This is a genomic window from Opitutus terrae PB90-1, assembly GCF_000019965.1.
GTDB lineage: Bacteria > Verrucomicrobiota > Verrucomicrobiia > Opitutales > Opitutaceae > Opitutus > Opitutus terrae.
In genome coordinates this window covers 527,420-543,481 of record NC_010571.1, presented here as the reverse complement: position 1 = coordinate 543,481, position 16,062 = coordinate 527,420, and the positions used below count along the sequence as shown (strand labels likewise).

Annotated in this window: 10 protein-coding genes; all 10 read left to right on the top strand. The window is 62.8% G+C overall.

The window, feature by feature from the left end; genetic code table 11:
* Positions 1–41 precede the first annotated feature (41 nt).
* The gene (locus OTER_RS02315; RefSeq protein WP_012373288.1) at positions 42–884 is read left to right on the top strand and encodes an HDOD domain-containing protein; all 843 of its coding nucleotides are present in this window, start codon (positions 42–44) and stop codon (positions 882–884) included.
* Positions 885–1,167: 283 nt separating this feature from the next.
* On the top strand, positions 1,168–3,534 hold the full coding sequence (locus OTER_RS02310) for a tetratricopeptide repeat protein (protein WP_012373287.1): 2,367 nt from the start codon (positions 1,168–1,170) through the stop codon (positions 3,532–3,534).
* Positions 3,535–3,537: 3 nt separating this feature from the next.
* Positions 3,538–6,801 (top strand): glycosyltransferase, encoded by a 3,264-nt coding sequence (locus OTER_RS02305; protein ID WP_012373286.1) that lies wholly within the window; start codon positions 3,538–3,540, stop codon positions 6,799–6,801.
* Positions 6,802–6,814: 13 nt separating this feature from the next.
* Positions 6,815–7,507: an FkbM family methyltransferase gene (locus OTER_RS02300; protein WP_044891495.1), complete on the top strand. Its 693-nt coding sequence runs from the start codon at positions 6,815–6,817 to the stop codon at positions 7,505–7,507.
* A 7-nt stretch (positions 7,508–7,514) separates the two neighbouring features.
* Complete coding sequence (locus OTER_RS02295; RefSeq protein ID WP_012373284.1) at positions 7,515–10,826, top strand: glycosyltransferase family protein; 3,312 nt, start codon at positions 7,515–7,517, stop codon at positions 10,824–10,826.
* Between the two features lie 21 nt (positions 10,827–10,847).
* Complete coding sequence (gene ispD / locus OTER_RS02290; RefSeq protein ID WP_012373283.1) at positions 10,848–12,164, top strand: 2-C-methyl-D-erythritol 4-phosphate cytidylyltransferase; 1,317 nt, start codon at positions 10,848–10,850, stop codon at positions 12,162–12,164.
* A 108-nt stretch (positions 12,165–12,272) separates the two neighbouring features.
* Positions 12,273–13,169, top strand: a complete 897-nt coding sequence (locus OTER_RS02285; protein ID WP_044891493.1) for an FkbM family methyltransferase — start codon at positions 12,273–12,275, stop codon at positions 13,167–13,169.
* Positions 13,170–13,376: 207 nt separating this feature from the next.
* Positions 13,377–14,426, top strand: a complete 1,050-nt coding sequence (locus OTER_RS02280) for a hypothetical protein (RefSeq protein WP_044891492.1) — start codon at positions 13,377–13,379, stop codon at positions 14,424–14,426.
* A gap of 373 nt (positions 14,427–14,799) precedes the next feature.
* Positions 14,800–15,342 carry a D-glycero-alpha-D-manno-heptose-1,7-bisphosphate 7-phosphatase gene (locus tag OTER_RS02275; protein WP_044891491.1) on the top strand — a complete coding sequence of 181 codons (543 nt, stop codon included), beginning with the start codon at positions 14,800–14,802 and terminating at the stop codon, positions 15,340–15,342.
* Between the two features lie 115 nt (positions 15,343–15,457).
* Complete coding sequence (locus OTER_RS02270) at positions 15,458–16,045, top strand: D-sedoheptulose-7-phosphate isomerase (RefSeq protein WP_012373279.1); 588 nt, start codon at positions 15,458–15,460, stop codon at positions 16,043–16,045.
* The last annotated feature ends 17 nt before the right edge of the window (positions 16,046–16,062 follow it).

Below are 16,062 nucleotides of genomic sequence, written 5' to 3'. Positions count from 1 at the left end.
CGGCTTCACGTCGGCTGCGTTTTAGTCGATAAGACGCTCCGATGAGCGCCACTCCTATTCCGCGCGAGACGCTGCTGCATGTCGCGAAATCCATTCCCGCGGCCCCGCGCATTCTCGCCGAGCTCGGTCATCTGCTGCTCGACCCGAACTCCGACATGAGCGAAGTCACGGCGCTGCTGCGCCGCGATGCCTCGCTGACGGCGCGCATCATCCGGATCAGCAACAGCGCCTTCTACAATGCCGGACAGCCTTATGCCTCGTTGGAGGAGGCCCTCGCGCGCGTCGGCTACATGGAGGTTTACCGGCTAACGGGTTTCGCGGCGGTGTCGCAGGTTGCGGACAAGCCGCTGGCAATCTACGGCGTGAGCGGAGCGCAGGTGCGCGAAAATGCGCTGCTCACCGCTTTGGTGGCGGAGATCCTCGCGCCGCGCGCCGGCGTCGATGCGCGATTGGCGTACACGGCGGGGCTGTTGCGCTCGATGGGCAAGATCGCCTTGGACGGGCTGACGCGCAGTGGCAGCTATCGCGGCAGCTATCCCGGTCACTCGGCCGGGCCGCTCGCCACGTGGGAGGTGAACTTCGTCGGGATGAACAATTGTGAGGCGGCCGCGATCATTCTGAAGGAGTGGAGGTTCCCCGCGGAGACGGTGGAGGGAATCCGCGACCACTATCTCACTGCGGGCGAGGGTTCCCCGCTGGCGCGTTTGCTTAATGTGGCCTCGGGGGCGGCGGAGCGTGGCGGCCATCGGTTCCCGGGCGAACTGGACTATTGGAAGGCGCTGCCCGCCAAGTTCGAATACGGCGAGATTGCCGCCGAGGAAGTCGACGACGCGCTACAAGCAGCTTTAGAGCAATTCGGCCCGGTGCGCGCCGCGGTGAGCTGAGGCGGGCTGGCGGGCTTGAAAAGCCTGTAGCCGAGGTCGCTGACCTCGGAACAGGACATCCCCTCCGCCGAAATCTGGGTTCGTCGAGCCCGGCTACATCATCGTTCGAGCGGCTCTCCGTGGTGGGAGCATGCAAATAGAGGCCGGCAATTTCTGCCGGCACGTCGGGAAACGTCGGCACGTGATGATCAGGCCTGTAAAAAAAACGGGTTAGCTGCTGTTTAACAGCAGCTTGTATGTCGTTAAGTCGTCCCGGCGTGAAATTTGCATCTGCCGAGGTCCCATGCCTCTGGACGCGCTTTTGCCTCAACCCTTCGTCACGCCACAAACCCCTCAAGCGACCCCGGACGGCAAGCCGTCTGCTGCGCAGCCATGCGCGGCCGCGGTTGCAGCAGCCCGGAGTTGTCTCGCGACCTACCTGGCGGCACCGGCGTCGGCCGAAGCTTGGACCAATTTCAGCAACGCCGTGCAGGCTGCGGCGAACGCGGCGGCGGCGCTGCCGCACAGCGCGACCGATGCCATCCTGCGTGCGGATCTCGGCGAATTGATCCGCAAGGTTGTGGCCGCGGGAGTGCAGGAGCGACTGGCCGTGAGCGATGCCGCGGTTCCGGTCGCGAAAGGCTGGCCAGGGCTGGTTGCGCAGATGCTGCTGCGGCCGGCGTGGGCGATCGCCGTTTTACCGGAGCTGGAGCGTGTGCCGGAGTGGTTGATGCTTACCTGTGCGGAGTGGCTGTTCGCCGTGCCGGAGAGTTTCGCGGCACCGGGGCAGGCAGACGCCTACGCGGCGCACTGCGAGCGACAGCTCACCAAGCTGGTCGAAGGTGTGGAGCGGAATCCTGGGGCGCTTGCCGTCCGTACGGCGCTGGACCATTACCAGACTCGTTCGAACCAGGCGCTGCTGCGGTTGAGTTCGCAGAGCCTCCGTCGGCACGCCGAGCTGCACGCGCGGCTGATCGCGCGGCTCGAACGGAAAAAAATCAGCGTCGAACCGCCGGTGGCGATCGGTCGCGAGGGGCGGCTGCTGCGGTTGGGATTTGTGGTGCCGGAATTCGATGGCAGCGCGGCGATGCACGCTACGATGCCGCTGCTCGGTCATCTGGATCCGGATCGGTTCGAGACACAGGTTTTTATCCTGCGACCGACTGAGAACCGTTGGGAAAGCGCGGTCCGGCAAAGCGCCGCGCAGGTGCAGACCCTGCCGGCAGACGTGGCGGAGCAGGCGGCCCTGATCGCTGGATCGATGCTCGACGTGCTGGTTTTCTGTGGCGAACTGACAGGCAGTTTTGGCGACCTCGCGAAACTGGCGACGGCGCGGCTGGCGCCGCTGCAGGTTGCGACGTCGGCCCACCATGGGGGCACGACCGGCTTCGTGAACATCGATGTGTTCGTGGCGGGGGCGTTCACCGAGGTGGACAAGGATCCGGCGCAGTTCAGCGAGCGGCTGGCCGTGATGGCGGGGCCTGCGCGAACGTTCGATTTTGTGACGGGCACCGGAGCGGTCGAGACGCAGATCACGCGTGCCGACGTTGGACTGCCGGCGGATGCGGTGGTGTTCGCTGCCGCGGCGGACTGGACCCAGATCACACCGGAGGTTCTGGCTTCGTGGAGCCGGCTGCTGTCGGCGGTGCCGAACAGCCGGTTGTTGTTCCAGCGGACGGGCGCCGATGCTGTTGACGCGGACATCGCAGCACGCGCCTGCGCGGCGATCGATCGCGCGCTGGCCGGGGCTGGAATTGCTGATGACCGCAGCGTACTACTTACCGCGGTGCCGGCTTCGCAACACGAGCTGGAGGCGGTGCTTTCATTGGGGGACGTTTATCTCGACGTCAGCGGCGAGGATGCGGCGGCGGTAGCGGCGCTGAGCCGTGGCGTGCCAGTGGTGACGCACGCGGGCGCGCATCTGCGCGGTCAACGCGTGGCAGCGCTGCTACGCTCGATTGGCTGCAGCGAACTGATCGCGCCACGCGCTGAAGAGATGAACGGGCTGGTGGTAGGACTCGCGCGCAACGCCGAGCAGCGCGCCGGGCTGGCGGAACGGATTCGCAGCACGATGGCGTGCGTGGCCTGGCCATTCGACGCGCTCGCGACCGGCGACGCGTTCGGCGATGTGCTGGAGTCCGCGTTCGACGAAATGCTTTCCGTGGGCGAGCGAAAGCTCCACGGCAACGACGGGCCGATCCAAATCAACGGCGACGCGATCGCGCTGCCGGAGCATCTGCGGGCGGCCGAGCAGGCGTTGAGTGACGCTGACTATTTCAATGCAGCCGCCGAAGCGCGGCAGATGCTGCGGGCGCAGCCGGCAAACGCCGTGGCCCGTGCACTCCTCGGCCGAGCCCTGTTGGGCCTCGGTCAGGTCGCGCGTGCCGTGGACTACCTGTTGCCCGCGGTGGAAGCCGCCGACGCGAACGCGGCGCGCTGGCTCTATCTCGCGCAGGCGATGCATGGAAACGGCCAGAGCAGTGAGGCGATTCAGGCCTTGCAGACGAGTCTGCAGCTCGACGTCACGAACGGGGAGGCGTGGCTGATGTTGATCGACCTGGCGGAAGCCGTCGGCGCGACTGACCTCGCGCGCGATGCGTTCACCGAGCTGAAGCGCCACGCGCCGAATCACCCGCAGATCGCAGCGCTTTCCGCCCGCCTCGGCTGCTGAGTCATGCGCGTCCTGTTCGCGACAGGTTCGCCGGCCCGCTACATGGCGCCACCGCTGCTCGGTGACGAGCAGGTAAACTGCGGACCGGACTGGACGAACGAGGAAGTCGACGGCTACTACTTTTCCTTGGCGACGCCGGTCGGGGAATACGATCTCGCCACCGTCGCAGCACAGCTGGATTCCGATCAACCGATCGATGCGGTTGTCTGTCTAGTCGATGCCGCGTGGCGGAATCTGCCGCGAAATCTCGCGCAGTTTTCGTGCCCCAAGATTCTGCTCGTTGCCGATACTCACCACCTGCAACAGCCCATCAGCAGGATGCTGGAATATGCCACGAGTGAACCGTTCGATCGTGTCGTATTCCTGTACGATCGGCACCACGCGACGTTCTTCGAGCACGCCGGATTGCGGAACCTGTATTGGTTTCCGGGGCTGACGTTTCCGCACTCCGACGCGCTCGTAGCGTCGAGCCGGCAATCAATGCGGGAGCGGCAGATCGCGTTCGTGGGCCAAGCTGGCGGATTGCACCCACGGCGCACGCGGATGCTCGATGGACTTGTCGATGGCGGTCTCCCGGTTGCTCGCGCTGTGCTGTCGCAAACCGAAGGGCTCCAGCACTACGGCCGGTCAAGCATCGGGCTGAACGCCAGCCTCAATGGCGACCTCAACCTGCGAATTTTCGAGATTCTGTCGAGCGGCGCGCTGCTGCTCACGGATTGGCTAAGTCCGGCCGCGGGGCTCGGTCAGGTGTGGGCTGAAGGACGCGAAATGGCGACCTACCGGTCGCTTCCTGAGTTGGTTGAACGGGCCAGGCACTATCTCGGCCACCCCGAGGAGGCGGCGAGAATCGCGGCCGCAGGGGCGACGTGGTTCGATCAGCATTTCCGCTCGGACCAGCGACGCACCTTGTTCCAGGAACTGGTGTTCAACGGCACGCCGCCGCCGCTCTTTCCGGGCTTGTGCCGGACGACAGCAAGTTCAGTTCATTTCAGCCACGGGTTGGTGAGTGCGTATGAGTGCGTCCAGGAGATGCACCGCCAGCGCGAACGTGTGGTCGTCCGCTGCGCGCCCGATGTACCGGCGGAAATCTGCAGCCTTTGGACAACCCTGCCGCGCGTTGAGCCTGCGACGGATCCTGTGGCAGCGGTCGACCTCGAGGTGCAATCGAGCGATTGTTTTAAGCTGCCGGCCGGAACGACAGCCTCACGTATTTTAATTTGGGATATCGCCGGACAGGTCCCAAAGGGGGTGGCCTCGCAGCTCGCCGCGCTGAAGCTGGTGCGATCCGGCGAGGCCGAAGGTTTCTATGTGAGCGGAACGGCGCGCCGTCCTGCGGCACCGACGTTGGGCGAATTGCAGGAGGCTCGGCTCTTGATGGAACGGGGGCAGATTGCGGCGGCGCTGCCGCTGGCCCAAGCGGCCGTGAGAAAGAACCCGCGCAGCGTCGAGGTACTGGCCGTCCTCGCGGAGTTGGCGTTCGAGGCCGGACATCGTTCTTTTCTGGAAAAGATCATCAAGGACGCGCGAGCGATCGCTCCGCTCGATCCCCGGGTTCGCGCACTGGACGAGTTCTTGATGCCAGGTCGAGCGACGCGACGCGTGCCCCGACTTCTGGCCACCGGGTGGGCCTACTTTGGGCTGAAAGAATGGGCGCGCGCTGGAAGCTGTGCGTGCGAGGTTCTGCGGAGCGATCCGGATCAGGCCGAAGCGCACCTCCTCCTGGGACGGAGTTTGATGCGATCCGAGAACATTCGCGATGGGTTGACCTCGTTGCAGCGGGCAACGGAGCTTGCGCCTTCGGAGGCGGCGGCTTGGCGGGCGCTGGCGGAAGCGTACGCGCAGATCGAAGATGCAGCGGCCGCGCTAGTCGCCGCAGAGCGAGCACTCGAGCATGGTCGGGACGTCGACTACCGCTCCCATTTCCTAGTGGCTTGGGCCGCGCTTACGGTCACAAACCATGAGCGCGCCCGTGCGGTACTTGCTCAGATACTTCAGGCTCAGCCGGGCAACTTGCGGGCCAAGCGATGGCTCCTGCTGGCTGAGGGTCAGGCGAACATCCCCAAGGGGGAAATCTCGCCGTCGGCGAGAATTCCGCCAAGGGCCGCGCGAGACGCCTACGATCTTTTGGTGTGCGGCCTGGAGGTCAACGAGCACCACGGCGTGGGCGTTCTCCTTAAGCGTTTTTTCCCCGCGTCGCACTCCTTCGTCACCCTGCGTTCGCGCACGCAGTACAAGGGCGAAGAGTCCTTTGGGGCCATCAACATGGTCGCGCCATCGGCTGGGCTGTCCTTAAATGCGATTCGCCGCGATCTGAGCCTGCTCCTCGACGGACGCCGGATTCGACGAATCCTGTGCGTCCCCTATTACCTCGCCGATTTCCATCATGGCTATCTGGCGCGTGAACTGACGGGCGCGCCCCTTTGCACCTATGTGATGGACGACCAGAATGTCTATACTTCGAACGTGCCCGATTCCGCCGCGAAGCGGTTGTTCGAAGCTTCGGATCTGCGGCTCGCCATCTCGGAAGAAATGACGGCGTCCTACGAGCGGAAGTTTGGGACCACGTTCCACTTTGCGCCCCCCGTGCTCACCTCGAACGCGGACGCCGTCGTCAATGTTTGGGATAGGAGTACGGCGCCGGCCAATCGTGCGGCGATGCTGGGCAATGTTTGGACCTTCGCTCAGTTCGAGCGCTTGCGGGCCTTTACTCGCGCCACCGGTCTGACCATCGACTGGTTTGGAAGCGGTCCCAAAGCGGCATGGCTGGGCGTCGACCCGCTCGCATTGGCGAATGACGGGATTCACTGCGCTGGCTTCCTGCCCGAACGCGATCTCATCCGGCGGATAGCGACGTATCCGTTTGTCGTTATCCCGAGCGGCATGCTGGATGAAACGGAGGACAATGAGTCCTTCTCCCGGCTGAGCTTGCCTTCTCGGATGCTGTTCGTCCTGACGAAAACGTGCACACCGATGCTGGTGCTGGGCAGCCCTGACACTGCGGCCGGCCGGTTTGTGCTTCGCCATGGGGTTGGGCTTTGCACGAGCTACCGCCCGGACGAGGCGCAGCGTGCGATCAGGCGGATAACCGAGCCCGATACCCGCCAACGGTTTCTTGCTAACGCCCGAGCCGTCGCGCCGCGGTATGTTCTGCCAGATCCCGAGGCTTGGCTCTGGCGTTCTCTCTCGGGACGTCGAGTGCTGCCAGCTTCTTGGAACGCACCTGTTCCGGATCAAAACACGGCAGTCAGGATGGCCGGAGCAGTCTGAATTTTGGGATCTCATGAAACCAGCCGGAGAATTTGAAACTTCGTTTTTCCGACGCCTCGCGTCGTACGGTTACTCTCCACGTGTGATCTACGACGTGGGAGCAGCGAAGGGATACTGGTCCCGTATGGCGGCTGAAGTATTTTCCGCGGCAGAGTTTCACTTGTTCGAACCGCTTGCTGGTCACTTCCCCGACTATGAAGCGCCGATGAAGAGCGTCCTTAGCTCGCACGCCAGCTTCTCGCTGCATGCGATCGCGCTCGGCAACCAGACGGGCGAGCAGACAATCCACATGACACCCGATGGAGTCAGTTCCAGCCTCCATCCGATATGGGGCAGCAACATTTCGAAGCTGAAGATACCCTGCTGGCGACTGGATGAGTATGTCCAGGCACAACACATTCCGCCGCCTTCGGTGCTCAAAGTGGACTCGCAAGGAGCGGAGGCCCTTATCCTCGAGGGGGCTGGAGCACTCCTTGATACCACAGATCTGTTGTTCCTGGAGGCGTGGCTGGAACGTGGATATGGCCCGGAAACACCCCTCCTCACAGAGCTGAGCGAGGCCCTGCGCGGCCGGGGTTTCATTCTCGTTGAGATTGGTAATCCGTACTTCTCCGAGTGGCACCGCTTGGCCTCGGTTGACGCTTTCTTTCTTTCAAAACGCCTGATGCAAGAGATCAGGGAGCCCAGCAATGGGTGGCGCTGGTAGTTCACATATGCGTGTCCTCTTTTTTACCGGAAGCCCAGCCAGCTACATGGCGCCCCCACTGCTGGGAGTGTCACAGGTTAACTGTGGCCCGGACTGGCCGGATCGAGTGGTCGATGGGAAGGTGGTCTCGCTGAAATCTCCGGTCGGGGCGTACGACGTGGAGCCGTTCGTGAAGCGATTGCCGGCGACGCAGAGGCCGGACGTGGTGGTGTGCCTAGTCGATGCGGCTCGGCGGAATCTGCCCGCTAACCTGCGCGCTTTTCGAGGTCCCAAAGTGCTGTTGGTGGCGGACACCCATCACCTCCGAGCACCGATTTCTGGAATGCTGCAGTATGCCACCTCGGAGCCCTACGATCGGATCATAGTCTTGTATGATCGGCATCATCTGGAGTTTTTCCGGTCTGCGGGATTGAAAAATCTGTTCTGGTTCCCGGGCCTCACTTTTCCGCACAGCGACGACCAGGTGGCGCGGGCCAGAAAGAGCTGGGAGCTGCGCAGCCGACAGATCGCATTTGTTGGCCAGACCGGCGGCCTACATCCGCGACGCGCCCGGCTGGTCGGGGCCCTTGCGCAAGCCGGTTTACCCGTGGGCGCCAAACAGATTCCGCAGCGGGAGGGGCTGGAGTTCTATGGCTCCTCGGCGATCGGACTGAATGTCAGCCTGAATGGCGATTTGAATCTCCGGGTTTTTGAGATCCTCGCGTCAGGGGCGATGCTGCTGACCGATCAACTCGCTCCGAGTTCAGGGATGGATCAGCTATGGAGCGGAAACCAGCTAGCGAGCTATCGTAGCGAACCTGAACTGCTGGAGGCTGCGGCCCATTATCTGAAGCATCCGACCGAAGCTGCTGCGATTGCGAAACGGGGTGTGACTTGGTTAGACCAACTTTTCGGCGAAGAGAAACGCCGGCTGGCTTTCGAACACATCGTCTTCGACGGCGTACCCGTGCCGGAGTTTGTCCTGCCGCCGACGAAGGTGAAAGCATGGTTCGCCGATGCTCCGCGGCAGCGCGACAGCGCCATCAAAGTCTACGAACGGGTGCAGGAACTTCATCGGCAGCAGGAGACCGTTGCCATCGCAATCGATGCAGCAGTATCAAAGGATGCCGCCGAGATGCTTGCCACGCTGCCCCGAGTGTCGGCCGCCTCGTGTTTTAGTAGCGCGAATGATCTCGCGGTGGTCAGTGGCTGCACGCTCGATCAGGTGAGCCTGAGCCAGGCCGCCCGCGTGTGGGTTGTTGATGCGGCGCAGTCCAGCGTCGCAGCGGCGTTATCTGCTGCGGGACTTCAGCCGATCGATCGTGAGATCGGCTTATTCGCGCGAGATCCACAGGAGATCGAGGAAGCCAGACTCCTTCACTCTGCGTGCTGGCGGCATCTCCACGCGGGCGACTACGCGCGCGCGCTGGAGTTGGCCCGAGCGACGCTCGCGAAAGACCCCAAGGATGTGGATGCGCTGGTGACCATGGCGGATCTGGCCCTGGAGGCGTGCAATCGACCATTGGCGACCAAGCTTCTTCAAACGCTTCGAGGAATTGCGCCTTTGGATCCACGGCTGCAATCGTTGACGGCAGATCTGACGCGCGGCTCGTACACCCCCAAGTTACCTCAGCGACTGTTGAACACGGCCCGAGACCTCGCGACCAAACGCGACTGGAAGCGCGCCGGAGTCTTCGTCGCCAAGGCGCTTGAGCTTGAACCAGGACTGCGCGGAGCGTACGCCTTGTTCGGCAGAATCCACAGCGAGCTCGGGAACTATCAAGAGGCGGCCGACACACTGCTCCAAGCACTGAAACAGGAGGACACGGCCGATGCGTGGATGGGACTTGGCCATATCCTGTCAAAGGGGAGACAGAATAGGGAAGCCGCTGACGCCTTCCGGAAGGCGCTCGTTCTGGCACCGGTCGCAATCGCAACGATCCATGCGGTTGCTGATGCTGCGATCACGATCGGAGACTGGAAGCTGCACTCGGACGCTGTCGGCATGCTCCGTGAGCGCGATCCTTTAGCTCCACATTCACACTTTCATTTCGGCCATCAGCTGAAGCACCAACGCCGGATTCACGATGCGCTCCGTCATCATTGCCGCTGGTGCAATGCCCCTGAGCCGCGTCCGGTCTCCACCAGCAGCTATCGAGTCCTGTTCGTGCTGCAGCATCCGCCTTTCTGGCCCAGCCTGGCTTCGGTCTACGCTGCCTTCGCGGCAGATCCTGCCTGTGAGGTGACCGTGGTGGCCTTGCCGTACGAACACCCTTACTACGCAAAGCCGGAGGAGCGCGACGCGATCTACGGGTTCCTCGACAAGTTGGAAATACTGTATGTGCGAGCGGATCAGTTTCGGCGTGCTGCGGGTTGTGCCGACATCGCATTCGTGCAGTCGCCGTATGAGGTCACGCGGCCCTCTGGCTGGAAAATCTCCGATCTGTTGCGGTTCGCGCCCCGTCTGGTTTACGTCCCCTATGCCTTGGAGATTGGAGGGGGGGAGGAGAATCTCTCGCTGCTTTTTAACCAACCGCTCCATCAGCTTGCCTGGATGATCTGCGCGCGCTCACCGCGGCACAAAACCCTTTTTGCACAGCGGTGCGATGTGGGCGACGCACACGTCGAGGTCACAGGCCATCCGAAAATGGACGCGTTGCGAAACCTCGAGACGGCACGTGACGCGGAACTCGACGCATTCATTGGCAGCCGGAAGGCGGTGTTGTGGAATCCACAATTTGACGTGCGGCCTGGCCTTTCAGAGTTCGGGACCGGTTTTTCGACCTTCCTGCGTTGGCGTAGCTACCTCCCGGAGGCCTTTGCCCGCCGGTCGGAGATGGCCTTCATTCTTCGCCCGCATCCGCTGTTCTTCGCATCGCTCGAAAAGCGTGGCGTGGCGAGTGCAGCGGAGATCGCCGATTTCCTCCGCCGGTGCGAGGCCGCAGGGAACATCCATTTGGATCGACGGCCATCTTATCTACCAGCATTTGCAGCCTCCACGGCGTTGATGTCCGACGCATCGTCGTTCTTGCTCGAGTATGGTGCCACGGGGCGGCCCATCCTTTACCTTCATAATCCGGATGGCCCAGGGCTAAACCACGACGGCGACTTCGTGCGCGACTACTGCGCGACGGCAACAACCGAGAGCGAGATCGAGGCCTTTCTCGATGACGTTGCGGCCGCCCGCGACGCGCGCGGTGCGGAACGACGGGCGGCTTACCACGAATTCATGCATGTGCCGGCCGAGGGGGTCGGCCAACTGATCAAGGAAACCGTCGAGGAGCGGCTCGCAGCGGAGCACGCCGAACGGACGTCCGAGGCGGTCACAGTCCTCGCCTGAGCCACCAACCAACGGAACAAGATGAAAAAAGTCACCGGTATCATTCTCGCGGGCGGCTCCGGCAATCGGTTCGAGGCCGACGTCCCGAAGCAGTTCTGCCTCCTCAATGGCAGCATGGTGATCGAGCATGCTGTGGCCACCTTTCGTACATCCGGGCTCTTCAACAAGATAATCGTTGCGCTGTCGCCAGAATGGCTGGATCACCCGCGTGCCGCGATCGGTGATGTCAACATTGCCGGTGGGAACACCCGCAACGAATCGACGTGGAATGCTCTGCAGGCGTGTGATCCCGACACGGATTACGTCATTATTCACGACGCAGCGCGCCCCTTCGTCACCGAGCAGATCCTGAAGGATTGTGTCGACGCGTTGCGGGAGAACGATGCCGTCGATGTTTGTATCCCGGCGGACGACACGATCGTGAAGGTCGCCGATGGATTCGTGGAAAGCATTCCCGATCGCAGCAAGCTGATGCGCGGTCAAACGCCGCAGGGGTTTCGCTTCGGCGCGCTGCACGAAGCCTACCAAGCGAATCTTGGCCGGCTGACGGCGACAGACGACGTGGGTATCTTCCTGCGCTCTGGCGGGCGCTGCAAGGTCGTGCAGGGGTCTCCGTTCAATCTGAAGATCACCTATCCGCACGATCTCTTCGTGGCGGAGCGAATCCTGCAGTATCAGCCCGGGAATCCCAATCCCCAGCTCAACCTTCGGGGGAAGCAGATCCTCCTGCTGGGCGCGACGGGCGGCATTGGCTCTGTTGTGCACGAGCTGCTCCGCACCCATGGAGCCGTCGTGACTACACCGACCCGCCACGAATGGGACTTGGCCTCGCCGACGATCCCGCCGGCGTTTCTGCGTCCATGGGACGCTGTCATTCACTCCGCCGGCGTGCTGAGCAACGCCAGCAGCGCCATGGATGTCGATTCGCTGTTTGCCGTGAACTTCCGTTCGGTGGTTTCGGTCACTGACCTGGCTCGCCGGGCCATGCGCGGAGGTGCGATCGTCGTGGTCGGATCGAGTTCTGCCACGAAGGGACGGGAGAACATTCCGCTGTATGCGGCTTCCAAAGCGGCCGTGAACAATTTTGTTGAAGGGATAGCTCCGGTTCTCGCGCGCGAGTGCCAGGTCAAGATCAACTGCATCAATCCCGGCTGTGTGAATACGCGAATGATCACGACCAGCCGTGTGACTAACAAGGACCCGCTGGATCCAACCGAGGTGGCTGAACTAATCGTGGCGTACACTCAGCCGTTGGACACCGGCCAGGTGGTAAACCTGCGAAAATACGTTCCAGTCGCTTCAAGGGGAGGAGCCAGATTGGTGCGGCAGGTTGCCTAGGAGATTATTCGCATGATCCCCGATTTACACTCTCGGGCCACACCGAGCCCAAACGCAGCGACTAGTCAGCAGGCGCTGTCCGATCTCGAGCAAGCCGTCCGCCGTGCCATGGCGGCCCAGCTGCAGCCCCTGCGTAACGAGCTGACGGAGTTGCGGCGCACCGCCGCCATACCCGGGGTTGTTTATCAGGCTTTTCGGATGGCCTACTTTAGGGGGCGAACCGAGCCGCTGACGATTCCGAACATCGACTATTTCCTCTTCGCCGCGCTGATGAATGGGATCCAGTTCGTGAGCTACGATGCCACCACGAAACGAATGGTTCTTACGAAGGATGGCGTGCGATTCGCGACGGATGCCTATTTCTACGTCTTGCTCGAGCTCTTCGCCCAAGAGGAGTATCGCTCGTTACGAGCGTTGGTCGATCGCCCCTTCGTGATCTATGACGTGGGCATGAACCGCGGGTATGCGGCCTTGTGGTTTGCGAGCCATCCCGCCTGCCGCGCAGTCTACGGATTCGAGCTGTTCGATGTGCCGTATCAGTGGGCGCTGGATAATATCGCGCTGAATCCGACGCTTGCCCCTAAAATTACCCCGTTCTGCATCGGTTTGGGCGGCGAGAACAAGACGGCGGAGCTCATTTACGAAGAGGCTTCGGATGGCGTCTCGACGATCATGCCGGAGTTTTACGCCTCCTACTGGACGCCGGAGCGGAAGCGCCAATCGCAGAAAAAGACGGTGCAGATCAAGAAGGCTTCGGACGCATTTGCGACGCTGCCACCCACCCAGACGGGCGAGCTACGCGTGCTGAAGCTCGATGTGGAGGGCGCCGAATACGAAATTGTCGAGGATCTCGCACGGGCGAAGCGGCTCAATTTCGACATCATTCTGGCCGAGGCGCACCTCGGATTGGACCGTTTCCTTTCCCTGCTCCCGGGCTATCGGTGCGTGGAGACGGTCCGGCATTCGGATCTCATGGCCAATGTGGTTTTGGTCCGAGATGCCTAATCTGTACTCAACGCGGTGCCAGGCTGTCGGTTTGGTCCGCTTCCCAGTGCCGGTCGCTGTCGGTGCTTGCCTCAACCACGCCGAGAAACGGATTGCGCGACTGCGCCATACCGCGGCCAATTGCTCAACATTGTCGGTGCTTCAGCCACATACTCGCGTGGCGCCAAAATGAATTTACCCGAGCCCCCCAGGCAAAAAGATGCGCCCGTGCCTCGCAAGGTTCGGATCTGCTACTTCAACAACTGGGCGGGGAAGTTGGAGGAGGCGGCGGCCTATGTGGCACGCGCACCGCAGATGGATCTGCGGCCGATGATCGCGAAGAAGGACGACCCGAAGCTCCTCCGGCTGGCCCGGCTCGACTGTGACTGGTACATGGAAAACGCACGCTGCTTCGCTGCGATGCAGCACGAAGCGATCGAGTTCCTGCCGGCATGGACGTGCGGCGCCGCGGGTGTGGTCGATTTCTCCGGTGCGCCCCGCGAGCCCGGTGAGGAGCGGTGGTTCCTCACCATGGGCCGGCAGCCGAACCATTTCGGCAGCAACGCCGGCAAGGTGTTTTCACTGCTCGCGAAGATGGGCGTGCGACATTTCTACTACGCTTTCGACGAGGCTAGCCGCTTCATGCCGTGTTTCGGCGACATCGCTCCGTATCTCGACGTGCTCATCCATGACGAGCATCCGCTCGAAGAAAAAGGCCGGCAGCGACTCAAGCGGTCGTGCGTTGATATTCACCGGAGCTGGGTCGCGAACATCGTGCCGTTCGTGCCGCCGTTCAACGAAGCGCCCGAGGAGAAGATCGTCTTTCTCGGCTCGCAAATGGGACTGACCGATAACCGCAAGCGGCAGATCGCGGCGCTGAAGGAGAAATTCAAAGACAAGTTCGTCCCACTCTACGAACACTCGCCGGCGGCGGCCGAGCGGGTGCAGCTGAACCGGTTCAAGGTAGCGCTGTGTCCGGAGGGACGCTGGTTCACTACGCCGGGGATGGCAAAGACGCACACCGACCGGCCGTTCTGGTCCGGCTGCCTGGGGATGGTGGTGGTGAGTGAGAACTCGAAGCCTGGCGGCCGGCTCGAGTCGCTGCACGAACAGGGCATGATTCTCCGTTACGAGCACGGCGACACGAAGTCGCTGATCGCGCAGTGCGAGCGCGCCCTTGCCATGACGAACGAAGAGCGCCGCCGCAGCTACGAGTACTACAACCGGTACGAGTGCGTGGGCACCGTCGTGGCGGAGACGCTGGCGTCGCTGCGCTGAGCGGAAATTGCCGCAGAAACGCGCAGAAGGCGCAAAGTCGCGGAACCTCATAGGCGAGACGCCCGTGCCACGTCGCACGGCAGACGGTTTTATGACCGCTCGCCGGCACTTCGGGTAGAAACAACCTGACGCGCCTGCAGGATTGTAGGAGCGGCTTTACGCCGCGATCTGCAGGCCCGCGTGCTCCTCATCGCGGGACAAACCCACTCCTGCGAGCGGCCACAGCGCAAGCGCGCACGACACTCGCGACGAAACATTTGCCATCCGCTGACTGCGCGGGCAGTGAACTGCCGAGAATCGGATGAGTTCGACGCGCGACGAAAACCAAGCAGCCAGGGTCACTCGCACTGGGGTAGCGGCGCGTGCCTGCCGTGTGAAAGGGCTGATCCTCGATCGGGACGGAACGCTGATCGCTCACGTGCCGTATCTGGCGGATCCGGCGCAGGTGGCGCTGCTGCCCGGCGTCCACGACGGATTGCGGGTTGCGCTCGACGCCGGACTTGCGCTCTTCCTGCACAGCAATCAGTCGGGCGTCGGTCGCGGCTACTATCCGCTCGCGGCGGTCGAGGCCTGCAACCGGCGGATGATCGAGCTGCTGAACCTCGGCGAGCAGCCGTTCGCTCGGATCTGCATCGCACCCGAAGCACCGGACCAGCCCAGTCGCTACCGCAAACCCTCGCCAGCATTCCTGCGCGAAATTCTCGCCGAGCACGGCTGGAGGGCGGACGAGCTTTGCTGCATCGGCGACCGCGCGCTGGATCTGCAGGTGGCGGCGCACACTGGCGCGCGCGCCATCGGCGTGGCCACCGGACTCGAGAACCTGCAGGCGGAAATGACCGCGGCCGGACTGCAGGGCGTGTTTCCCGTTTTCGATCGCTTCGACGCGGCAATCCAACATGTGCTTTCCCTGACCTAGCGCTCGATTATTCCTCGGTTCGTCTCCGGTGAAAACCAGACCCGCTTTGTGTTATTGAACAGGAGTCGATCCGAGATCGAGCCGAGCCCAAGTCTCCCGTTAATCCACCGTCATCATGACAAGCCGACCTCCCGCCAGCCACCCGTCGTTTGCCGATTCTGCTCGCGAACTCGCTGCGCTGCTGGAGGCGTCGGCGAAAGTGGGTCCGGCGGTCGACGCGGCGGGCGAATGCCTGTTCCGCAGCCTGCAGGCGGGCGGTAAAGTCCTGACGTGCGGCAACGGCGGCAGCGCGGCGGATGCCATGCACCTCGCGGAGGAATTCGTCGGTCGTTTCCAGCAGAAGCGTCGCGCGCTGCCGGCGATCTGCCTGTGCGCCGACTCAACCGTGCTGACGTGTGTAGGAAATGATTTTGGTTTCGAGCAAATCTTTGCCCGCGGCATCGAGGCGCATGGCCGGCCGGGGGATGTGCTGGTGGCCTTCAGCACCAGTGGCAACAGCGCGAACGTGGTGGCGGCGCTCGAGAAGGCTCGCGCGGTCGGCGTCACCTCGATCCTGATCAGCGGCCGCGACGGCGGCCGGGCGCGTGCGCTGTGCGATCACGCGTTGATCGTGCCCGGCCAGAAAACCTCGCGCATCCAGGAGATTCACATGCTGATCCTCCACCAGTTGCTCGAGGCTGCGGACGCACACGTGTGGGATTAGCCTGCGGCCACGATGGC